A 23,035-nucleotide genomic window follows, 5' to 3' on the forward strand; every position below is an offset into this window, starting at 1 on the left:
CCATGGTCTGAAGTGGTTCATGCATCAGTCCATGGGAGTTTTCAGTTCAAATTGCCTATTTTAAGCCTTCGCGCGTGCTTCCTTGGCAAGTACAATAAAGCTTAACAGCGCACCAAGCTCTGCTATAGCAATCACAACCGCCATCGGTACGGGGGTTGTTCCACTACCCAAGCCCACCAACGGTGAAGCGATGGAGCCAAGCAATAGAGGCAGCAAGCCAAGCATGGCGGACGCACTGCCTGCGGAACGCTGCTGACTCTGCATGGCCAGTGAAGTCGTCGTTGTACTCACAATACCTACGCAGGATACGACAAAAAACATCGGTATCAATACGGCTAACAGTTGGCCTCCGGTAAAAGCTACGGTAAGCAAGCTGATCCCGGCTACAGCCGCAATCACCAGACCTGACAAGAGCAACCGTCGCTCGCTAAATCGACCCACGAGTCTACCCGTCAACTGGGAAAACAGTACAATTCCTAAACCATTCACTGCAAAAATGATGCTATAAGTCTGGGGGGAAACCCCGAAAATATCCTGAAGCACGAAAGGCGAGCCAGCAATGTACGCAAACATCGCCCCTGTAATCAGCGCCTGTGAGAGGGCATAACCCATAAAGCGTCGATCTGCAAACAGATGACCGAGTGTTCCTAGCGTCTGCTTCAAGCCACCGGATGAACGGCGGTTCGTTGGCAACGTTTCTGGAAGACCCAATACGACGGCTATCAGCATGGCCACACCAACTACACACAGCACCATGAATACACCGCGCCAGGAAACAAAATTCAAAATGACACCGCCCAGCACAGGTGCAGCAATGGGAGCCACACCATTCACTAGCATGAGCAGTGAGAAAAAGCGTGTCAGTTCTTTGCCCGAGTACAGATCACGAGCCACAGCTCTGGAAATCACGATCCCCGCCGATCCCGTAAGCCCTTGAATAAAGCGAAGCGCAATGAGCACACCGATATTCGGCGCAAACACACATAACAGCGATGCTGCAGCGTACAGAATTAGCGAGATCACCAGCGGTCCTCTGCGACCCCTCACATCGCTAAGCGGACCAGCAACGATCTGACCAACGGCCAGTCCCAACAGACAGGCTGTCAAACTAAGCTGTGCCAGCGAAGTAGTCGTATGCAAATTGTCGGCTAATGTGGGCAGTGACGGCAAATACATATCTATGGACAAGGGTCCGAAGGCACTTAATGCACCCAGAACAAAGGCAATCCATAATATTCGTGATTTGGTCATATCTGCGGCAACCATTACCGTATTGGATAACCGGTTCATGATAATAATCATCCTTTTCACTAAAATATAAATAATGACTTCAATTTATTATGATATCATTCATTTCGTCTGGCTTCGAATAATTACACGCTAATCCGCAATTTTTTTTCAAAACTGCTATAAATCAGGCAGGAATTTACCAATTTCAGGTCGAATTACACGGTAACCAAAACAAAAAAATTGTAGAATCTGGAGAATGATAATGGTCTATGATGGAGTGCTGCTGGGTCTCATTGTAGGTCTGTTTAGAGGAGGCTGGCGGCAAGGGCTGATCCGTTTCAGTCACATTCGCCTTATAGCCGGCTGGATGTTCCCCCTGCTGCTGCTGGTGCAATTCATTATTTTTTATGCTCAGGAAAAATGGGCTTGGCTGGCAGCTATGAACGGGTATCTATTTATGGGAGTCTACGTAGTCGGATTGATATTTCTCTGGTTGAACAGACATCATAAGGGATTCAAGCTTATTTTAATCGGCGTATTATTGAATTTTATCGTGATGGCGGTAAATGGCGGCAGAATGCCGGTCTCGTTGAGCGCTTCAGAGGTGCTGGGCCCCTATTATACAGATATGCTTAAATCCGGAAGTGTCATCTCGAAACATTACATGATGGATGCGAGCACGCGTTTATCATTGCTTGGTGACATCATCCCCCTTTCTAAGCCCTATCCCCGCACGCAGGTGATTAGTATTGGAGATGTCGTCATGAACTTCGGGATGTTCCTGTTTATCCAAAATGTGATGGTCGTGAAAAGAAATAAGGATAATCAACAAGAAACCAATCCCCGCCACGCCTAGTTCAGACCTTATTCCAAGGAAGGGAGGGAACATTATGAAAAACTTGAAATACTCCCGTGTGATTATCAATGCTATTATCGTTGCTTCTGTTGTAATCGCTTTGACTTCCGGTTACAAAATCGGGGGCTAGTCACCGATAAGATAAAAAGGGAAGCACAGGCTCAACAAAACAGGCTGGATTCCGGCCTGTTTTTTCATGTGAAATTTTCGATTACAAAATTGTAAATTATCCCATTCACCCCTGGTAGCTTTGACATCAAGATACGACAAGGCAGGAGAAAAAATGATGAGTATATTAAAAAAGCTGCAAGAACGGGTTACCACGACGGGAATATACGTATTTTTCATGTGTATGGTAGGCCTGATCGTCCTCTTGTATACGAACCATTGGTCCTTTTTGCACTATTCAACGACAGAGTGGGTCACGATCTATTCCTTATTGGGAGCAGTTCTGATTTTGGAGCATTTTACATTCCAGTTGCCACCAGCCAGTAACAAGCAGTCCATGGATTCCTCCGTGTACCTCGCTTGTATTTTTGTGCATGGCACTGAAATTGCCATTTTGATTTTGCTGTTCAATGTGATTATTGCTGCGTTTCGGCATACAGAACTGTCCTGGTGGAAACATGCAGTCAATTTTTCCATTTACGCACTTTCCATTTTCGTATCGTCAACCGTATTCGAACTAAGCGGCGGAACGCAGGGAGCCCTAAACGAGGACCATTTTACTTCCTACCTGCTGGCATTGATCTGCTACTTTACGGTGAACACAATCACCCTCGGCATCTACTTCTATATCGCATATAAAGGGTCGTTCAATGAGCTCAAACAGGCTTTTTTGGCTGAATCCCTGCTTGTATACTTATGTACACTCATCCTGTCTTTGGTGTTGACCACGCTGATTTATTACAACGGAATTTTAGGACTTTTGCTGTTCCTGGGCCTAAGCATGCTCTTATCCCACGCGTTCAAGCAAATGTTCACGATGTATCGTGAGATTGAAGAAAAAGCCAACACGGATCGCAGAACAGGGTTGTACAATCACAGCTACTTTGAAAATACGCTTGAAGCTGAACTGAATATATCCAGATCGCAGAATATTCCCCTAAGTCTGGCGCTGATTGATATTGATGATTTCAAAAAATACAATGATCATTTCGGTCATCTCAAGGGTGATCAACTACTGGGGTTTCTCGGTGAGTTTCTGAAAAAGGAAACGTTCGGTACTCACATTACCGTATCCCGCTATGGTGGAGAAGAATTCACTCTGCTTATGCCCGATCATACCGCTGAACAAGCTTATGAAAAAGTCAATGCTATCCGAAAAAGACTGAATGATTCCCGTTACGAGGGAGTCGAAATTTTCCCACACGGGTGCCTGTCCTTTTCCGCAGGCATTGCACAAAGCCGCATTGACATCTACGACAAATCACAGCTGGTCGATCTGGCGGATAAAGCACTGTACTACGCCAAGAAACAGGGCAAAAATATCGTTCATACACACGGCAGTCTAAATGAAGTGGAACGCGAGGTCGATCTGGGACAGGATATCCGTGATCTTGAGCAGCAGCTCAATCTGTTCTTGTACAAGGATATTAACACCTTCAAGCATTCCAAACGGGTATTCAGGTATGCAGCGGACATGAGCGATGTGCTTCAGCTCGGTCCAAAGGATAAACGGCGTTTTTTACTAGGAGCACTCATTCACGATATCGGAAAACTGGAAATCCCCTGGAATATTCTTAATAAAAAAGAGAAGCTGTCCAGCGAGGAATGGCGGATGGTACAAGCTCATGTCATGTGGGGCAAACGTATTGTCGAAGCCAACGAAAGATTCATAGATTTAGTTCCTTTTGTGGAGCTGCATCATGAACGTTATGACGGGGGAGGCTATCCGTTTGGCTTCAAGGGCGAGCAAATCCCAAGGCTGTGTCGGATGCTGACAATCATCGACTCTTTTGATGCGATGACAACCGAGCGTCCCTATCAACCGACCAAAACATTCGAGGAGGCCATCGAAGAATTGCGTACTTGTTCGGGAAGCCAATTCGATCCCGAACTAACGGCTATTTTTATCCAATATATTCAACATAAGCAACCTGCTTTCACGCAGTCTATAGAAGCAGGCCTCTAATGTCTCATACACTATTCCTCTTTATCCCTACCGCGAATGAAATCCAGGCGATTTCATTCGCAGTAGGGATTTTTCATAGGATTCGCGTTCTGCATGATGCTTATTATTTCAAATTTCATATAAATGTCATAATTCGTTCCATCTATTCACGCTATATGCACTATGATTAAGATAGGAATTGGTTTGTCCGTATAAAATGCTACAAATGAGGATATCCTCGCTTCAAGTAATCGAGAGAAGGTGACTTCACAGGCATGTTGTACCTGTCCAGACCAGCCCGTGCGGCTTGTCTTTTATTGCTGTGTCTCCCTCTTCTGCTCCTGTTTCCTCACTCATCGTGGGCTCATGCATTTGTCGTTGAATCCAGTCCGACCGAAAATCAGGTTTTGGACAAGTCTCCTTCTGAGGTGACTATCACTTTCAACGAAGATTTGCAATCTGCCTTCATGTCCATCAAAGTGACCGATGAAACAGGCAAGCGGGTCGACACAGGAAAAGCACAGCTCAACCCAGAGCACCCATCCACCATGGAAATACAATTGATTCCAGGGATGAAAAATGGAATTTACACCATCACTTGGAGAGCTTTGTCCGCAGATGGACATCCAGTCAATGGAGTGATTCCATTTCAAGTAGGTAGCGGTTCCAATGCGTATACCGATCAAGCTACCCCTTCTGAAAGCTCTGGGACATCACGAATCGACTTAATCGCTGTCCGTTGGCTCCTTTACATAGGACTATCGCTGCTTTTTGGAGCGATTTGTTTCCGACTGTTCCTCTTACCGAGCATAAACCGAGACAAGAATCGCAGTGAGCAGAAGATGCTTAATCAGCAGCCCTCTGACACATTACCCCGTTGGACTAAGTTGCTATGGAGCGGCTATGGCATAACGTCTGCTGCCATTTTAATCAGCCTACCGCTTCAGGCGTCTTGGGATGCCGGAGTTTCCATCAGGGAGGGCTTCTCACTTCCCATTCTGGGAGAAGCGCTTCAATTTACTGGAGCAGGTAAAATCTGGTTTATCCAGATGGTTCTCGTGCTGCTTCTAAGCGTAACGTTAATTTATGCGATTGATCCCAGCATTTCTAATCGCCAGCGCCGTGTATGGGGCTACAGCTCCGTTCTACTAACGCTGAGCCTCATGCTGTCCAAGGCCTTTGTTGGGCATCCGGCAGCGGCTACCCATCCGGCTCCAGCCATTGTGGCAGATTTCGTCCACCTTGCAGCGTCAGCCTTTTGGATCGGCTCACTTACCGTCATGGTGGTGTGCCTGCCTGTTGCCGGATCGGAGCTGCCTGTATCCAAGCAGGCAGCTCTGCGACAAATCGCCCTGCGCCGCTTTGCTGGCTGGGGCATTGCTATGGTGGCGGCGCTACTCGCCACTGGTATTTATGGAGCGGTGCTGTACCTTCCGGCTCCCTCCATGCTGCTAAACACGTCCTATGGACTCGTTCTGCTCGGTAAAGCAGCGCTACTGCTAGTTATGCTGGTCTTTGCAGCCAGCCAGTTCCGTAGCGCTCGACAAGCGGCAGCGAGCAAACGAGCCGCCGGAAGATTGCGTGTCGAGTTGTCCGTCGGCCTGCTCGTGATGCTGTTGGCAGCGGTGCTCACTCACATGTCACCTGGCCAGGCACCTGCTGTACCGTTTGAGGAGACTCGCACTACTGGCGAATACAGCGTTACACTGGCAGTCAGCCCGAATGCTGTGGGCAGCAATGAATTTAAGGTATCCGTTCAGGATAGCAAGGGTACTGCCGTTTCAGATATCCAGCAAGTCACATTGACGCTTACCCCAGCTGATCCTGACCAAGATCAACAGGAATTTGTTCTGCCCGTGAAGCAACAACAGCCCTTCCGCAGTCAGGAATTGATAACCTCCGAAGGAACATGGGCGGTAAAAGTACATGCCCTGACGGCATCACTCGATGCGGTTGATGCTGAATTTACTCTGCATGTAGGCGGTAAAAAATAATTATTTTATCTAACAAGGAGCGAAATGAAGAATGACGATGAATATAACGATTCAAACAGCAAAATCCAGGTTTTCCAGGTTCACAACCTCTATAGGTTTAATTGCGGCTGGTGTCTTGCTTTTTGCAGGTATGGCCAGTGCGCATGTGACGGTCAAGCCTTCCGTTTCACAACCTAATGCGTGGGAAACGTACACGTTGAAAGTGCCTGTGGAAAAAAACATTCCAACCACCAAAGTCGCTTTAAAAGTTCCTAAAGAGGTCGTTTTCAAACAATACGAGCCTGTACCGGATTGGAAGGTAGTCACCGAAAAAGACAGCTCTGGCAAAATAACCACCGTCACATGGACGTCTGAAAAAGACGGCATTCAAGCGGGACAGTACCAACGCTTCAGCTTTGTAGCACAAAATGCAGGCCAGAATACCGCGGCAGCCTGGGACGCCTTCCAATATTACAGTGACGGAAGTATTGTGGAATGGACAGGCGATGAAGGAAGTAACAATCCTCATTCCATTACCAAAATTACGGCAGATGCCACACCCGAAACTTCTGCTCCTGCCGCAGACAGCGGACATGATTCGGCAGGCACCGCAGAGGGCCATGCGAGCACAGATACGGCCAAAGATAACAGCAGTGCAGCGCCGACCTCGGACAATGCTGCTGAGGCTACGCCTGCCGCTTCTGCTCCAGCCAGCTCTGCTGCACAAACAACAGCACTTGTCCTCTCGATCATCGCAGTCGTGCTTGGTGCCGCAGCAGTAGGCATTGCACTCAAGCGTCGCAAGTAATCTGAGTTACAAACAACAGAGCCTTACATGTAAAAAAGCTGGTGCCATTCATTCAGGCACCAGCTTTTTTTATCGTTATCTCATCCTATCATTTTACATTCACCTATCTATCATTTTTTTGGTAAAATGGTAGGAACCTCACGATTCTAACATGATAGCATTGCAATCTATTGAGCATAGGAGATCATAGGATGAAAATCGTAAATAAGGCTCTGTTATCTAGCGTTATCTTTCTGAGTACCGCAGCGGGCATCTATAGTCCCTTGGCACAAGCGGAGGCGGGTAAGGTCAGCATCATGCTGGACGGATATCCATTGCCGTTCCCTGTACAGCCTGCCATGATGAACGGCACGACGATGGTTCCCTTTCGCGCTATTTCTGAGGCTCTGGGCATTACAGTGAAATGGGATCAAGCCAGCCAAAGCATCACCGCTACCAAAGCGCAAGGCAATGCAACCAAGCAGGTGGTTCTCAAAATGGGGAGCCGCAATGCCACAGTAGATGGACAAACGGTTCAACTAACAGCAGCACCGCAAACCGTACGCGGCAGCACGATGATTCCGCTGGGCTTTTTCGGGCAACAGTTTGGAGCCACAGTGAACTGGAACCAGGGAACACGGACGGTCTCTATCACATCGCCACGTGAAGCTATGTACACTGTAGGCTTCTATGCACTGTCTTCCTTTGACCAAAAATCCAAAATACCGAATTTTAATGCCGTTGCCTTCGGCTGGAGCCGAATTGATACGAACGGACAGTTCACAACGACCGGCAAAGAATATAAATGGCCTCAAGCTGCTGGAGCTGTAACTCCCGAGTCTATTCTACAGGAGGCAGATAGCCAGGGGACCTCCCCTTACCTGATGGTTTATTCTGTCGACGGTAATCATGAGCTAACCAAGATTTTGGAAAACGCGCAGCTTCAAGAACAGACCATTTCCCAAATCGTCAGCACTGCCACCGATAAGCAGTTCAAGGGCATTACGTTAGATCTTGAAGGATTAGGCTGGAGCGGCGATAAGGCCAAAGCTCGCTCCGATTACAACGCCTTTATTAAAAAGTTATCAGCCAAAGCGCATCAAGCCGGGCTCAAGCTTACCGTCGTTCTGCATCCGCTGAATAGCTCTTACACTGGCTATGATTACAAGACGCTGGGCAATCTGGCGGACGATCTGATCATCATGGCCTATGATTACGGACAAAAATCTACGTCTGAGCCACTGGATAAAGTGGATGAAGCCATAAAGCTGGCGTTGAAGGAAACCTCGCGGGACAAGCTCATTTTGGGAATTTCAATGGGTAGCGAAAAAGACAGTACCGTTAACGCCAAGATCGGTTTAGCTAAACGTTATGACCTCAAGGGAATCGCCATCTGGCGTCTGGGTATTATTGGAGAAACGGCCTGGGCGAAGATGAACGAATCGATCGAGTTTAAATAGTGTCCATTTTGTAAAAGGAATCCGTCCTTATTCCGCCCGCTAATGATTTTCATGTGTTTTCTATGAAATCATCGGTGGGCTTTTCTCATGTCTATCTTAGCAAAAATGCTTGCCTGACTTGGAAATTGTCGCCACAGGCTCGCATCCCTGTTCTCCGTAGAAGATCCCCCAGTCTCTCATAAAATCCAGCAACGGTCTTAACGTATCTCCCAACGGGGTAAGCGAGTATTCCACACGTGGTGGGTTCTCGTTATAAATTTCACGGTGCACAATGCCATCACGCTCCAATTCGCGTAGCTGCAAGGTTAGCATCCGCTGTGTAATATTAGGCAAGGTCCGTCGAATTTCATTATAGCGCCGCGGTCCTGTGGTCAAATGATATAAAATGACTCCCTTCCACTTGCCTCCAATCACCCCGACAGTTTTCGCTACCGGACATCCAAAATTAACGCTAACTGTATGTTCCATCTCCTGTGCCATGTATTCCCCTTCTTTCTACAGGATGTAGGCTAATAGCCTCAGACCTATAACAAGGAACAAATATGTGCGTACTTGTTCCCTGCAAAAACTTTCTATATGATAACTATATATTCGATATTAGCTCTCATTATAGTAGCAGAAAAACCATAGAGTACCAACTAAACCCATATCAAAAGGAGTACATTTTATGTCCAATACATCAGCTAAAAAGCAGGAAATTCTGGATGCCTTTTTATTCAGACATGCCACGAAGGAATTCGCCCCCGATCGCATCATACCTGAGGAAGATTTTCAATTTATTCTCGAAACCGGACGACTTTCCCCAAGCTCCGTAGGATTTGAACCGTGGCAGTTTGTGGTCGTGCAAAATCAGGCATTGAGAGAAAAGCTGGCGGCGGTTTCCAGTGGTGGTCAAAAGCAAATTCCTGCGGCCAGCCACGTCGTCCTGATCTTGGCACGTAAGGATGTTCGTTATGATTCTCCTTACGTGGAGTACATGTATAAAGAGGTTAAGGGGATGTCTGACGAAGACTTTGCCTCCCTATCAGGCCGCTATAAGATTTTCCAAGGTGAAAACCAACGCCTGCTGGAAAACGAACGCACGTTATTTGACTGGGCCTCCAAGCAAACCTATATTGCCTTAGGCAATATGATGACAGCGGCAGCTCAGATCGGCATCGATTCCTGCCCGATTGAAGGCTTTAACTATGATCAGGTACATGCCATTTTGGAGGAAGAAGGATTGCTTGAGAACGGGCTGCTGGATATTTCAGTCATAGCCGCCTTCGGTTATCGTGCTCATGAACCCAAGCGGGAAAAATCCAGACAACCCCTGGAGAAGGTCACACGCTGGGTCCTGTAAATATTCGTCCAATACTGTTAGTCAATCTTTAAGTTTGACACAATTTGAAGAGGCGGGCTGCGATCACTCATCTTAACGATGGCCCATCGCAGCCCGCCTCTTTATTTAAATTTTTTTCTTCTACAACTGTTTGCTTATAGCCGTAGTCAAGTTATCCTATATAATAAGATGTATCTGCCTACAAAGGAGTACAGTACACGTGGAAAGATCAGAGATATTGACAAGGATTGTTATTGTCGATGATGAAGAGTTAGCTTTGGATTATATGAAGCGTCTGCTTGGCGAGTTACAAGGCATACATATTGCAGGAGCTTTTACGAATCCATTCGTGGCTAAGGACTATATTCTACTTGATGATATAGATATAGCTTTTTTGGATGTAAGACTTCCAGGGATCAGCGGAATTGAATTAGCACATCAAATTTTGGAGCACAAACCCCATATTCAGATCGTTTTTGTTACAGCTTACGATAAGTACGCTATTCAGGCCTTCGAGCTTAACGCACTGGATTATCTGCTCAAGCCGGTCACGACAGAACGTCTTATCAAAACCATGAATCGCATTCTGAAGCGTGACGATCAAGCTACCTCCATGCCTGAGAATCAGCCTTCTGTTCTCCAGTTACAGGTTTTTCAATATGTCGTCTTCACATTACCGGATCAGCAACCCACTGTTATTCAGTGGAGGACTAAAAAGACCCAGGAGTTGTTTTTGTACTTGCTCCAGAATCATGACCAATGGGTTCGCAAATCAGCCTTGATTGAATTACTATGGCCAGAATATGAAGAAGATAAGGCCTACTCTCTTTTATATACAGCCGCTTATTACATTAGAAAAACGATAGCGCCGTATCATTCCTTTTTAGAGATTTCCAATACTAATGGCGGTTATATTTTGCACACGCAAAACGTTCTGTTAGATACAGAAAGATGGGAGTCTCTCCTGGCATCCGCTCCACAGATGAACAAGGAATCAATCCCATATTATGTAAAAATGATGGAACTTTACAAAGGGGACTATTTACAGGAATATGATTTTTGGTGGGTTGAAAGTGAACGCCAAAGGCTGCATAAAATGTGGTTATCCATATCATTAAAAATGGCAGAATGGTATAGAGGGAACTCCCAGCCTGAAGAGGCGATCTCTATTTATGAGGGCATCTGTAGTCGTCACCCCCAAGAAGAGGAAGCCTACTGGGGATTAATGAAGACCTATGCTGAGATGAATAAAAATAGCTTAGTGATCAAATGGTATGATTTATTATCATCCGTCTTATGGGAAGAGCTTCATGAGAAGCCCAATGAACAAATTACAAATTGGTTTAAAGAGTGGCAAATGGCTCATGCCTAATTTCACGACTGGGAATCATTCTCCGTACCCGTAGAGTCCCCATTAGAAGTGTCACTTACTTCGCCTCGTTCTGTATAGAGGACCTACGGGACAGAGATATTATATTTCTTGTCTTTGTACCTGGGGAACATGGAAGCTTACCGTTGTACCCTGGTTGGGAAGACTGCTAATAGATAATCCTTTACCGTATACTTGCTTCAAACGTCGATCTGTATTCCGTAATCCAATCCCGCTATCCTGTTCTTGATGAGGACTCAGCAGACGGTCCAGTTCCTCTTGACTCATGCCCACACCATCATCAATGATCGCTATTTCTGTTCCATCCTCCCGCTGCTGAATACGAATACACAATGTTCCTCCATCTATCCGATTCATGATACCATGCCTGATTGCATTTTCTGCAAGTGGCTGAATCGATAACGGTGGCAATAGCAAGTTTATCTGTTCGTCTACTTCCCATACAATATCTAGTCTATTGCCAAAGCGTTCCTTCTCTATATAAAGATAAGATTTCAGGAGAGCAAGCTCATATTCCAGTGATACGACTCTATCCAGATTTTGAGGGTTAAAGCTTGATCTTAAATATTTGCCGAATTCCTCAATAAGATTCACCATTCTGGTGTGATCCACATGACTTAAAGATGCAATGGTATTCAAGGTGTTAAACAAAAAATGAGGTTTGATTTGTGCCTGTAACCACGCAGCCTCCATCCAAAGCCTCTCCCTTGCGGACTTTTTAACATCAGTCAAGGCACGGACCCTTGATTTCAATTCCATGGAATCCACAGGCTTCATAATATAATCGTTGGCCCCTGCAAGAAATCCCGTATATAAGTCCTCCTGCTGACTACGTGCAGTCAACAGCAACACAGGCAGCTCGGAAATGCTAAAGTATTCCCTCACACGCCGAGTTAACTCATAACCCGACATTTGGGGCATCATGACATCGGCTATTATTAAATCCCATTCCCGATGATCCAGCCTATGCAAGGCATCCTGGGCACTGGTTACAGTGACAAGGTCGTAAGGCTCCGACTCCGAGGCGAGAATGCCCTCTAACACCCTTAAATTGACCGGATCATCATCTACTGCGAGTATGGCAGATCGTGCAGAGCCTGCTGCAACTTGCATCACAGCTTCGTTCTGTAGAGCTATAAAATTAGTATCTGCTTCTTCATCCATACATACCTGCTCGTTATCTCGTGATTCGTCTGGGGTAGGTGAGGGATCGAGCGGTAGTGTGAAAGAAAAGGTTGAGCCTTGACCAAGTTCAGAACTTACACTCAAAGATCCTCCATGAAGCTCCACCAATTGCTTGCTGATACTCAACCCAAGTCCAAGCCCATCCCCAATAACCGTCAAATGAGAATTTCCTTGTTCATATGGACGAAATATTCGCTTTTGCGTCTCCTCATCTATCCCAACGCCAGTGTCACGCACCTGAATACTGGCCATTTCGCCTTGGATGTGTGCGTGAACGGAAATAGTCCCCTCAGCAGTATGTTTAACAGCATTGTGAAGGAGATTGAACAGGATTTGGATTACTCGGTTTTCATCCGCTAATACATTCGGAAAATCAGCAGGGATGTTAACTACCATGTTTAAAGGTTTCCCATCTGTCATGAATTGAAGCATATCCAATACACCCGAGGCTACAGCCTTGGGCTTCAGGCTTCTTTTTTCCAGAATAATATCCTTTTCACGTAGACGTGTAACATCCAGCAAATCATTCAATAATAAGGACATACGGCGGCCGACCGTAACAAGCAATTGCATGTTTCTCCTGTTGGGTTCATCCAGGGCGCCGCCCCGGTTCTCCAGCACAGTCTGTGCTATATTGATCATCCCATGCAGTGGATTTCGCAGCTCATGAGAGGTGTTGGCTAAAAATTCATTTTTCACCTGATCAGCGCGCTGCAATCTGTCCGACAGCCTTCTCAGTTCAGCATTCGTATTAAAAAATCGTTTGAACCAATAGGATGCAAATGCCACAAAAGCCAGCACAATATCCCAAGGGTAATAGGGGAGGTCATTCGTCTTGAAAATGCCCCACAGCATGCTGGATGCGATGCTAATGGATGCTAGCAACAGAAAAATAGCCTCTTTTTGCCCTCTGAATGTTCTAAGAAAAGCAAGGGAGGGAACTGTAGCACATAGAGTAATAGCCGGTAATGCGATAAGAACCATAAGAAATGCATACAGGCTGGATGCAGGTGCAAGTAACACCAAAATCGCAAAACAACAGTGGCCTATAAAAACAATCTGAATGATTCGGGATCGAACCAACAGAGACTGCGCCAGCTTCAGTACACACATGCCTATTCCAATGTAGGAAAGGGTGGTTATCTTTAACGAAAGACCCAGATTAATGGGGAACCAGTCCAATAAAAGCTTGTCATCGTCTGTCAGGATGGATAATACCGTGCAGATTACAATTCCCGCAAAATACAGAAGCGCCTTCTTTTGTGGATTCATAAAAAATATAACGACTATATATAACCCGTGAAGCAGCAAAATAATACATACCATAATTTGCATTGCGATCGTGAAGTTGGTTCGGCTATTCACAGCATCCGCGCTTCCAAAAATGATAGGCTTCATAATTCCTCCACTAGCAGAGAAATCAAAATTGGATACTTGGATGACAATCTCAATGGCCTGCCTGTTCGCATCAAACATGGCAGAGAATGGAACAGTTGATCCTATATGCTGTTCGACCTTGCTAGAGACCTGACCACTATGACTAATTAAACGACCGTTCACAAATATGTTGGATGCCGTACTGATCTTTCCAATCCGAAGTCCGTATAGAGTGTCCTCCGACCTGTCACTCAAAATAAGCAGCCGATAGGTTCCAACGCCATATGCCTTATGATCTACAGGAGATACCGACTCACTCCATAGTCCTGGTACCTGAATGGTCTGGCGCTGCTTCTGCATAAGTAAGGATTTCAGTTCGGCAGGAGAGGATAAAGTCCCAGGATAAAACTCCCACTCCCCATTTAATGGCAGGGTCTTTATCTCCTGCAGATTCAAGCCCCTCAGATCCAGAATTCCCGCCTTGGCCCGGGGATAATCCTGATTGTGGTAATAATCAAACCACAACAAACGCAAGCCGATAATCACGATCAGGAATGACAGCGTAATTAAAAAAAAGTTCCGCTTATTCATCTACTGGTGATCCGGCACCATATATCAACGTACCGTTGCCGGGCTCTCATCTGAACCAGCAGCATTGGATGGTGACCAATCCTCATAGTTTCACAACCTTATCTACACAAATTTCATTTATCGTTCCTTAGCTCAGATTGTCCGTGCTACTCAAGCAACATACGAACCCCAGTAAGCACAATTCCAATCAGAAAACCTGTAAGCGCACCGTTAATCCGAATCCATTGTAAATCCTGCCCCAGCTTGTCCTCCATTAAAGCGATCAGTGAGGCATCATCCATTCGATTTACATTTTCTCGAACCAGATTACCAATTTGGCTATGGTTTGCTTCCACTACTCCGGTAACACCTGCTACGATCCACGAATTGATCTTGTCCAGCAGCTCCGTATTTCTCCATAAATCAGACAGCATTTGATCCAGCAAAGGTACAATGTACGCCGTTACATAACTGGCATCTTCCATGTAATCCAGCAGATTACGACGAAGCTCTTCGAGCTTATCGGATATAGCTGCATCACCTTCCCAAGAATCAATAAAGGTGTTTTTCCAGTGATTCAGCCCCTCCCTGACCGTATCTTTGGCTGCCAGATGAATCAACTGTGTGTTGAACCCATCCAGGACGGCCTGACGACGCGGATGTCCTTCGTCTCGAAGCTCCGCTACGCGGTCCAGCAAAAAGTGACGAATCATCTCGCCCATACGCTCCTCATTCAAATAGCCAAGGAAAGCGTTCAGGGCAAACTGCATAAGCCCGCTGACCTGCAAGCCGCTAACAGCCTGCATCCCCAAGGTGCCTAGCGTAACCCCGGTGTCTGACCGCAGTAGCCAGGACTCCGTCTGCTCCAGCGCATAATCCAACGCCCGTTGGTCATACTTTCGCTCGCCAGCTTGCCGGGCGAGCACCTCTAGCAATGGTCCTATATCGAATTCAGTCGCCTGTCGCTTAACCCCGGTTGCGATGGCCGGGGCCAGCTCTGCCAGCGGAATCGAACGGACAAGTTGCTTGGCAAGAACATCTATAAAAGTAACCGCTTCGGGCGTACGTATTCCTTTTTCCACACTTTTCAGCACCAGCTCTGCCAATCTAATCTCGGCAATTTTAGATGCAATACTTTCTTTATGAAGCAAATTATTCTCGACCGTGTTAACCAAGGCATCGGTCAGCTTTCCCCGATTTTTAGGGAGAAGCGCTGTGTGTGGAATCGGAATGCCCAGCGGATGACGGAATAACGCGGTTACGGCAAACCAGTCTGCCAACCCTCCTACAAGTCCGGCTTCAAAAGATCCGGCCAAAAGACGGGCCCAGCCAAATTGTTGAAAAGGTAACGTAGCAGCAAAGCCCGCTCCCATCATAACAAGTGACCAAGCTGCTGCGGTTTTTGTGTTTTTTGTTTTTCCCATCATGTAGTCCTCCAAACTAACTGTAAAATTTGTTTCATTACATCTGTAGTACCATCATATCATTGCCTGTGCAGATACCAAAGGTAACCATACTCTATTGTCAACAAATTGCATGATATTTAAAATTTGCACATTAGCTTAAATTGAGTTCGCATAACCACACTTATCCATACATTTTCGTGAACAAAATCACAACAATTAAGTTACAACTATTTTCTAACAAAATGAGCCCTTTGAATCATTTTGTCGAATTATGGTCCCATTTTTCTTGCAACCTAAAGGATAAATGCCTCAAAAAGTGGAATTGCAAGATTACGATATATTCATTGAGGAAATTAATTATTTCCAACCTCATTCTTTATTCCATCAATTTAAGGAATAAATTCCAGAATGACCTTATCCTTTTCAAATAGGTGTCTTCTGGTTAATTTTGTTATATGATGTATAACCCCAAATCGATACATGAATATACTTTAATGTGATAAAATAACCTTTGTAAATGGGAACTCCGGTTCTAAAAGGATATTCATGAAACAAACTACAATTGTCTTACTAAAATTGTTCTTTTGTAAAGGAATTGGATATGACAACAAACCAAAAAAATGCCCAGTATGTCTGGAGCGATGATCCAGTTGCAATTATATGTACACCCTCTGCTTTTGCTAAAAAATCCCTCTTTTATATACAGGAAATAGGCTATTTCAAAACAGATGCTTATGTAATGGAACGGCAAAAGCTCACCTCTTTTTTGCTCCTTTTTACTCTGTCCGGGAGAGGGGAATTACAATACCGGGGCAAGGATTATATATTGAAACCTCATGATATGCTTTTTATTAATTGCGAAGAATATGTACAGTACAAAACTTCCTGTCAGAAGACATGGGAGTTTATTAGTGTGAATCTATATGGCAATCTTATTGACCATTTCTACGAACAATTCGATAAACACAATAAGCCGGTAATTTCACTAAAGGATTCAAATACAGTACTGGACAAGCTGCGTACCTTATTACATGTACAGCCAGAACGAAGCTTATCCTCTGAACTGCTCTCATCCAGGATAATCGTTGACTTGTTAACGATTATTTTACAGCACCCCTACGCCAATCCCAATGCGAATTCAGATGGAACGGCAGAGGTGCGCAAGGTAAAGCAATATCTGGATCAATCCTATTGCGAACGGATCACGCTGGATTCGCTAGCAGAAATGTTTGGTCTAAACAAGTTCAACCTGGCTAAAAACTTTAAAAAACAGATTGGCTTTTCCCCTATTGAGTATCTTATTAATGTTCGTATCACGGCTGCTCAAAGCTGGCTTAAAACTAGTGATGTAGCTATTGTGGATATCGCACAATATGTGGGCATTCCCAACACAAGTCATTTTATCAATCTGTTCAAAGAGCACATTGGAGAAACGCCTCATTCCTATCGCAAAAAATGGGGAAACCGTATAAAATAGGTCTTATGTATAATCTGCAAGCTTTCTTTGTCGATAAATAGCGAAAATCTGAGATTTAAACTTGCCTAATAGAGTACCTAACTGATAGAATAAAAATACAAGCTATTCAGGATAAATGGCAAACTTGTCGAAAGGCAAGGACGCAAAGCTACAGGGCCTTCTGTATGATGGCAGCCAGCTACCGGTTGAAGTGGCTTTTTGTCGTGCTTTTTTTCCCGAAAACTTTATACGAAATGGCAAACCTGTCGAAAGGCAGGGACGCAAAGCTATAGGGCCTTCTATTGATGATGGCAGCCTGGCCACCGAAAGGAAGTTTTTTATGGGGAAAATGATATTTTCTACACTTCTCCTATTTTTCATGCTGTCCGCAATACTCTTAAATTCGACAATTTACGCTGCTGATAGTGTTGCATGGTTGGATCAAAACAATGTAAATCATGGGACGGTCAGTGTGCGCTACCCTGTTAAACCTAACGTTAAAACCAAGATTTTGGTTACCAAAGATGCACAAAAATACTCTTATAATCTAACACCCGGGAAATCCGAAGAAGTATTTCCTCTCCAAATGGGTAATGGGAACTATAACATCAGTATTTTGGAACAGCTTAGTGGTAATCAATATAAAGTGATAGGACAAGATACGATCGAGTTAAAGCTAAACGATAGCAAGACGGTGTATCTTAATTCCGTTCAAAATATTAACTGGAGTAGTACTAATCAAGCGATTCAAAAAGCCCGTGAGTTAACCCAAGGTGCAACAACCGATCGCGAGAAGCTGCAAAAAATCTATGACTACGTAATTAGTCATATCAAGTATGACTCCAATCAGGCCTTTGCCTTAACGACTGACTATCTGCCACAAATTGATCATACGTTAAGCTCTCAAAAAGATATTTGTTATGGTTATGCTTCACTGATGGCTGCTATGTTACGAAGTGTAGATGTACCAACCAAGCTGGTTATGGGCAAATCTTCCTACGTGGACGCTTATCATGCCTGGAATGAGGTCTACATCGATAATCAGTGGGTGGTCGTAGACACTACAGTAGATGCAGCACTGTATATGGGTAAACAGAAATTCGAAATGGTCAAAGATCCCTCCAAATACATTAAAACAAAGCAATATTAATATCAATGTTTTAAATTCATATTTATTAAAAAATGAAAAATAGAACTATATTTCTTGAAGAGCCTTGATCACATGATCAAGGCTCTTTTTCTATCCTTGTTGAGAAATTGTTGAGATGTGGCATGTATTCTAGTCCAGGAAGACAATGAGATTTCCAACCATTATCTAATTTCGAGACAAAAGGAGGAGGTTCATCCCCGAACATGAATTTTCATAAATTCTGAACAAGTAATTAATGCGGCTAACATAGCATCATATGAATGAATGATGAATATATAAATACAGTTCTCTCGACCTCGAAGGAATAACCATTAGCCGTTAAATAAGAGTATTTTAAGAATAGGAGATTTGTTTACCGTATGAGAAAAAAATGGAATACAGCAACGGTTGCGCTATTGCTCTTTTTGCAGTGTTTGTTCAGCACAACACAAGCTTATGCACAAAATCCCGACTCTACTCTGCCAGTGACCCCAGGAACCGATCCGGTTCAGAGTGTGACTAACGATGTTTATCCAATGCCCTCAGAGCCAATTAACATCCCACCTGCTGTCCCGGCTCCAGTCCCTGAACCAACTGCTGGCTCAACTTCTGAAGTTAGGGCAACTCAAGAAAGTATTTTAACCAAGCTAACCCTTACAGATTCTACTGGAAGTGTTATTGATGCAGTGTATAATCCCGATAGCCGTATTGATATTGGTTCCGCCATCCATTTAGGCTATGAATGGGAACTGCCGAACCATACGTATAAAGCTGGAGACACCTTTACCTTTCAATTACCTGAGCAATTCCAAATTTACACAGATATTACGTCTCCTTTGACGAATACAGATGGAGAAGTAGGTCATTTTACCGTAGACCGTCAAGGTAAAGTGGTTATGACATTTAATGATTACGTAGAAAGCCACTCTAATGTCAGCGGTAAGCTAGAGATCAAAACTGAATTTAGCACACAAATAGAAAAAGGCAGTACACAAGTTATTATTGCGATCCCGATCAAAGGCGGCGAGCAAACGGCTATCGTAAATATTAAGCCTGCAGCTGGCCCTACAATGGAGAAACAAGGAAAGTTTGATGGAAAAGACCAAATTCATTGGACAGTTAACGTAAATAAACACTTGGATCCTATCAAACACGCTGTAGTAACCGACCCAACTCCCCAAGGACTAGAACTAGTCAAGGACTCCATCCGGGTAAACCATTTACAAATTAATGTGAACGGAACCACCGTGCTGGGGGACACTGTTAGCTCAGATAAGTATACAGTAGAGGCTGATCCGGTTGTGCCGGGCTTCAGAATCCGTTTTAACGAGGAGAGTATTAACAGCGCCTACCGAATTCAATACTCCACAAACATAACAAGCGAGGATACTCGTTTCTCCAACACAGCCACTTTTTCAGGGGACGATGTGAGAGATACGTCCGCAACAGCTACAGTCACTGTTCAACGCGGGGATTTTTTAAGCAAAAAAGTGGAGAAATACGACCCAGTCACACAAACGATCTCATGGGCAATCAAATATAATTTTGCCAACAAAAAAATTCCCGCAGCTCAAGCCGCGTTAAGTGACCGTTTTAATAACAGCCAACAACTCATCATAAATTCACTTAAAGTGTATAAAGGGGATACACAGGATGAGCTCCCTGCATCCCAATACAGCGTCACTCCAGTTACTGACGATCATGGTACCAATGGTTTCAATCTGCTTTTCAATACGGATATTGAAGCCTCATATACCATCCGTTATCAAACAAAGGCTATAGATCGTGTAGTTAAAAATAGTAAAATAACGAACAGTGTAACTTCTGATGGGGTAACAAAAGAAACAACCACCGAACTGAAAAGTATAATTATCACCAAAGGCTATAAGGAACCGAACTATAACACCAAAACAATTCCTTGGGTCATTTCTATTAATGCGGATAAGTATACAATGGATCAAATCGTTATCGACGATGCCTTTCCGAATGGCGGTCTGGCCTTATTGCCGAACACATTGAAGATCCAAAGCGCGGACGGAAAAACAACACTAACATCACCGACAGACTACGAACTGATCCCTCTTACGCTGGATTACAAAAAAGGGTTCACTATACGTTTTCATAAAAAGATTCAAGACACGTACACCATTAACTACACAACTACCTTTAACAATGAATGGAAAATCGACAAAACCAAGCCGGACTTTTGGAATAAAGCCTCTATCACTTGGTTATACAACGGAACAACACAAACTGCTGAGGCCGAAGCTCGATTATGGCCGGACAATATGACCCAGCAAAATGGGGCGAAGTCAGGTAGTTACAATGCCAGCTCCAAGCAAATTACATGGGACATTAAGGCCAACTATAACCGCAAAACTCTGAATCATGCTGAAATTAGGGATACCTTGTTACAAGGGCAAAAACTGGTCCCAAATTCAGTTAAAGTGTACGATATGACCCTGCTCGGGTGGTGGAATGGCGTACAAAAAGGGGGCGAAGTGCCTTCGAGCCAATATACCCTGGTTTTACCTTCCGCCGCTAACAACAACGAGCTGAGCATCCAGTTTAACCAGTCCATCAACTCTCCTTACTGGGTTACTTTCCAAACAACATTGGAAGGAGAGCTTATTGATAAAGAGATTAACAATAACGCTCTGCTTATGGATGGAAAAAATGTAGATTCGGAATGGACTGCCAAAGTGACTGTGCCCCACGGTGGAGAATACGTGACAAAGTCCGGTGCTCAGAATGGAAATAAAATCGACTGGAACATCCATATCAATGAAGGGCAATCCCATGTCTCCAACGCGAAGATCGTGGATACGCCCAGCAATAATCAAATTCTGATTGAAGATTCCTTTCATCTATACTCCACCAAAGTGTCTGCCAACGGAGAAGCTGTTAGGGACACTGAGTTAGTCAAGGATCAGGATTATAAGCTAAAAATAACAACGACTGCTCAAGGTCAGCAATCCTTTGAGCTTGCCTTTGCGAAGGCTATATCATCAGGTTATATTTTGCAATATCAATCCTTTCTTCAAGCTGAAGACAAGGCAAAAGTGAGCAATAAGGTTAATTTCGAGGGCGACCGTTTGACCACCGAAATCAGGGAAACAAGTAAGGAAATTACCGTGCGCACATCCTCTGGTTCAGGATCAGGAGGAGGAGTTACGGGAAGTCTGGAGATTACCAAAGTTGATGAGGACGATCACAATAAGGTTCTATCCGGGGCACGTTTTGCACTCTATGACAAGAATCAGAAAAGAGCACCTCTTGTCCAAACTACCAATTTGGACGGGAAAATCGTATTTTCTTCATTGAGTTATGATGACTACATCCTGGAGGAGCTTACTGCTCCTGAAGGCTACAAAATAACAGCGCCAAAAACAGAAATCAAAATAGATACAACTATCAAACAAAGTTCAGGCATTAAACAAATCGTAATCACCAACAAAAAAGACACTCCTGTTGATCCGGGTCCGGGTACACCTACTGATCCAGGTACGCCTACAAACCCAGGTACGCCTACCGATCCGGGTACACCTACGAGTCCGGGCTCAGGCAAAAAACATGATAAGGACCCTGAAATAACTGAACCTCCGGCGACGCCTGTTACGCCCGTAACAACCGAAGAGCCGAAAATTATTGAGGATGAGGATGTTCCGTTGGGCGTTCCGGTTATTGAACAGCCACCTGTAGAACCAGAGGCGCAACCATCCGCTGAACCAGGGGTGCAACCTGAGACACCGGAAGCCGATCCTCACCAGGAGCCTTCTCCGCCCGTGAAGATTGAAGAAGACCCAGTACCTAAGGGTGTAATCCGCCTACCCGCAGAAAAACCAGAGAATCCAAGTGATCCGGGTCATACACCCAAGGTGGATACATTGCCAAAGACAGGAGAAAACAGTCCTGCTCCCTTCTATGTAAGTGGCATGTTCTTAATTCTTCTGGGGGCCTATCTGGGTTATAGACGAACGCATAAAAAATAAATAACATTTTATAATCAAAAATCCCCTTCTCAACTCATCATTTCAGCGAGAAGGGGAATTATTTTACATGTCCGATCTATGGATTACTGTATTAGGAGGCTTTTCAATTGCGTAAGCTGGCATACGTGAGCATCATATTAGGAATCATCATCATGTTATTTCCTACCGCTAATGAATGGTTGGAAGATCAAAAGCAAAAAGAGCTATTACAGGAAGCTGAATCATTATCAAATACAGATACATCGACACTGACTCCCGAAATGATGAAAGGCTATACAGATTTGTCCAATTGGCTGACAAATACTGCAGCAGCGGATGGGCCACAATTGTCACAAGCCACTCCCCCATCGTCGGCTTCAGAGCAAGCCCCAATCGCTACAATCCAGATTGATCGTATCGGGCTGGAACTTCCTCTACTCGAAGGTGCAACCCAACAGCATATGAGATATGCAGCCGTACATATGTCGGAAACTGCGACACTCGGCCAGGTGGGGAATGCTGCCATAGCCGCTCATCGCTCACGAACAACTGGACGTTTATTTAACCGGCTTAATGAGGTGAAAATCGGAGATCAGATTCTAATTCACACTCGGGGTGAAAAATACGTATACAAGGTCTACAACATTTCAGTCGTCACTCCTTCAAATGTCTCCGTTTTAAAAAGCATCAAGAAACAAAAGCTTCTCACACTAATTACCTGTGATCCTCTTGTAAATCCGACACATCGACTCATCGTTCATGCCAGACAACTAACCTAATGCCGCTAATAGAAGCGGAATAACCTATAAAC

At 44.6% G+C, this 23,035-nt stretch carries 15 protein-coding genes and 2 riboswitches; of the genes, 11 read left to right on the forward strand and 4 right to left on the reverse strand.

Annotated features, from left to right (window positions below):
- Positions 1 to 60: 60 nt before the first annotated feature.
- Entirely contained in the window at positions 61 to 1,290 is a 1,230-nt protein-coding gene (locus tag C0638_RS05625) for a multidrug effflux MFS transporter (RefSeq protein WP_102163384.1), read from the reverse strand.
- A gap of 202 nt (positions 1,291 to 1,492) precedes the next feature.
- On the opposite strand from C0638_RS05625, the gene C0638_RS05630 reads away from it, so the two are divergent.
- The 5 genes from C0638_RS05630 (at position 1,493) to C0638_RS05650 (ending at position 8,419) form a co-directional block, all read left to right on the forward strand.
- On the forward strand, positions 1,493 to 2,086 hold the full coding sequence (locus C0638_RS05630) for a DUF5317 domain-containing protein (RefSeq protein ID WP_013369069.1): 594 nt from the start codon (positions 1,493 to 1,495) through the stop codon (positions 2,084 to 2,086).
- Positions 2,087 to 2,369: 283 nt separating this feature from the next.
- Positions 2,370 to 4,220: a bifunctional diguanylate cyclase/phosphohydrolase gene (locus tag C0638_RS05635; RefSeq protein WP_058831371.1), complete on the forward strand. Its 1,851-nt coding sequence runs from the start codon at positions 2,370 to 2,372 to the stop codon at positions 4,218 to 4,220.
- Between the two features lie 254 nt (positions 4,221 to 4,474).
- The gene (locus tag C0638_RS05640; protein WP_102163385.1) at positions 4,475 to 6,193 is read left to right on the forward strand and encodes a copper resistance CopC/CopD family protein; all 1,719 of its coding nucleotides are present in this window, start codon (positions 4,475 to 4,477) and stop codon (positions 6,191 to 6,193) included.
- 37 nt (positions 6,194 to 6,230) lie between these two features.
- Positions 6,231 to 6,980: a YcnI family copper-binding membrane protein gene (locus tag C0638_RS05645; RefSeq protein WP_102163850.1), complete on the forward strand. Its 750-nt coding sequence runs from the start codon at positions 6,231 to 6,233 to the stop codon at positions 6,978 to 6,980.
- Between the two features lie 191 nt (positions 6,981 to 7,171).
- Positions 7,172 to 8,419: a stalk domain-containing protein gene (locus C0638_RS05650; RefSeq protein WP_058711608.1), complete on the forward strand. Its 1,248-nt coding sequence runs from the start codon at positions 7,172 to 7,174 to the stop codon at positions 8,417 to 8,419.
- 96 nt (positions 8,420 to 8,515) lie between these two features.
- Here C0638_RS05650 and C0638_RS05655 read toward each other — a convergent pair whose 3' ends face one another.
- The gene (locus C0638_RS05655; RefSeq protein WP_025679610.1) at positions 8,516 to 8,899 is read right to left on the reverse strand and encodes a winged helix-turn-helix transcriptional regulator; all 384 of its coding nucleotides are present in this window, start codon (positions 8,897 to 8,899) and stop codon (positions 8,516 to 8,518) included.
- Positions 8,900 to 9,086: 187 nt separating this feature from the next.
- Between C0638_RS05655 and C0638_RS05660 the strand changes: the two genes are divergently transcribed.
- Positions 9,087 to 9,761: an NAD(P)H-dependent oxidoreductase gene (locus tag C0638_RS05660; protein WP_058711607.1), complete on the forward strand. Its 675-nt coding sequence runs from the start codon at positions 9,087 to 9,089 to the stop codon at positions 9,759 to 9,761.
- Between the two features lie 199 nt (positions 9,762 to 9,960).
- Positions 9,961 to 11,112, forward strand: a complete 1,152-nt coding sequence (locus C0638_RS05665) for a response regulator (protein WP_058711606.1) — start codon at positions 9,961 to 9,963, stop codon at positions 11,110 to 11,112.
- A 99-nt stretch (positions 11,113 to 11,211) separates the two neighbouring features.
- Here the strand turns inward: C0638_RS05665 and C0638_RS05670 are convergent, their stop codons facing one another.
- The gene (locus tag C0638_RS05670; protein WP_058711605.1) at positions 11,212 to 14,283 is read right to left on the reverse strand and encodes a hybrid sensor histidine kinase/response regulator; all 3,072 of its coding nucleotides are present in this window, start codon (positions 14,281 to 14,283) and stop codon (positions 11,212 to 11,214) included.
- Positions 14,284 to 14,429: 146 nt separating this feature from the next.
- Positions 14,430 to 15,686 carry a DUF445 domain-containing protein gene (locus C0638_RS05675; protein ID WP_058711604.1) on the reverse strand — a complete coding sequence of 419 codons (1,257 nt, stop codon included), beginning with the start codon at positions 15,684 to 15,686 and terminating at the stop codon, positions 14,430 to 14,432.
- Between the two features lie 583 nt (positions 15,687 to 16,269).
- Here C0638_RS05675 and C0638_RS05680 point away from each other — a divergent pair.
- The 4 genes from C0638_RS05680 to C0638_RS05695 all read left to right on the forward strand — a co-directional run bounded on the left by C0638_RS05680 (position 16,270) and on the right by C0638_RS05695 (position 23,003).
- Positions 16,270 to 17,145, forward strand: a complete 876-nt coding sequence (locus C0638_RS05680) for a helix-turn-helix transcriptional regulator (RefSeq protein WP_040102309.1) — start codon at positions 16,270 to 16,272, stop codon at positions 17,143 to 17,145.
- Positions 17,146 to 17,252: 107 nt separating this feature from the next.
- Positions 17,253 to 17,331: riboswitch (cyclic di-GMP riboswitch) on the forward strand.
- Between the two features lie 39 nt (positions 17,332 to 17,370).
- Positions 17,371 to 17,452: riboswitch (cyclic di-GMP riboswitch) on the forward strand.
- A 12-nt stretch (positions 17,453 to 17,464) separates the two neighbouring features.
- Positions 17,465 to 18,274: a transglutaminase-like domain-containing protein gene (locus tag C0638_RS05685; protein ID WP_082689655.1), complete on the forward strand. Its 810-nt coding sequence runs from the start codon at positions 17,465 to 17,467 to the stop codon at positions 18,272 to 18,274.
- Between the two features lie 359 nt (positions 18,275 to 18,633).
- The gene (locus C0638_RS05690; RefSeq protein WP_058711603.1) at positions 18,634 to 22,245 is read left to right on the forward strand and encodes an LPXTG cell wall anchor domain-containing protein; all 3,612 of its coding nucleotides are present in this window, start codon (positions 18,634 to 18,636) and stop codon (positions 22,243 to 22,245) included.
- Between the two features lie 107 nt (positions 22,246 to 22,352).
- On the forward strand, positions 22,353 to 23,003 hold the full coding sequence (locus tag C0638_RS05695; protein ID WP_233902285.1) for a class D sortase: 651 nt from the start codon (positions 22,353 to 22,355) through the stop codon (positions 23,001 to 23,003).
- The last annotated feature ends 32 nt before the right edge of the window (positions 23,004 to 23,035 follow it).

Source organism: Paenibacillus sp. lzh-N1 (assembly GCF_002872435.1).
Taxonomy (GTDB): Bacteria; Bacillota; Bacilli; order Paenibacillales; family Paenibacillaceae; genus Paenibacillus; species Paenibacillus polymyxa_C.

What these genes read in the sequence shown, in the direction of transcription:
- C0638_RS05625 (WP_102163384.1), bottom strand. Translation starts at nt 1,290, where the DNA reads ATGAACCGGTTATCCAATACGGTAATGGTTGCCGCAGATATGACCAAA.
- C0638_RS05690 (WP_058711603.1), top strand. Translation starts at nt 18,634, where the DNA reads ATGAGAAAAAAATGGAATACAGCAACGGTTGCGCTATTGCTCTTTTTG.
- C0638_RS05670 (WP_058711605.1), bottom strand. Translation starts at nt 14,283, where the DNA reads ATGAATAAGCGGAACTTTTTTTTAATTACGCTGTCATTCCTGATCGTG.
- C0638_RS05630 (WP_013369069.1), top strand. Translation starts at nt 1,493, where the DNA reads ATGGTCTATGATGGAGTGCTGCTGGGTCTCATTGTAGGTCTGTTTAGA.
- C0638_RS05685 (WP_082689655.1), top strand. Translation starts at nt 17,465, where the DNA reads ATGGGGAAAATGATATTTTCTACACTTCTCCTATTTTTCATGCTGTCC.
- C0638_RS05655 (WP_025679610.1), bottom strand. Translation starts at nt 8,899, where the DNA reads ATGGCACAGGAGATGGAACATACAGTTAGCGTTAATTTTGGATGTCCG.
- C0638_RS05640 (WP_102163385.1), top strand. Translation starts at nt 4,475, where the DNA reads ATGTTGTACCTGTCCAGACCAGCCCGTGCGGCTTGTCTTTTATTGCTG.
- C0638_RS05660 (WP_058711607.1), top strand. Translation starts at nt 9,087, where the DNA reads ATGTCCAATACATCAGCTAAAAAGCAGGAAATTCTGGATGCCTTTTTA.
- C0638_RS05635 (WP_058831371.1), top strand. Translation starts at nt 2,370, where the DNA reads ATGATGAGTATATTAAAAAAGCTGCAAGAACGGGTTACCACGACGGGA.
- C0638_RS05675 (WP_058711604.1), bottom strand. Translation starts at nt 15,686, where the DNA reads ATGGGAAAAACAAAAAACACAAAAACCGCAGCAGCTTGGTCACTTGTT.
- C0638_RS05645 (WP_102163850.1), top strand. Translation starts at nt 6,231, where the DNA reads ATGAATATAACGATTCAAACAGCAAAATCCAGGTTTTCCAGGTTCACA.
- C0638_RS05650 (WP_058711608.1), top strand. Translation starts at nt 7,172, where the DNA reads ATGAAAATCGTAAATAAGGCTCTGTTATCTAGCGTTATCTTTCTGAGT.
- C0638_RS05680 (WP_040102309.1), top strand. Translation starts at nt 16,270, where the DNA reads ATGACAACAAACCAAAAAAATGCCCAGTATGTCTGGAGCGATGATCCA.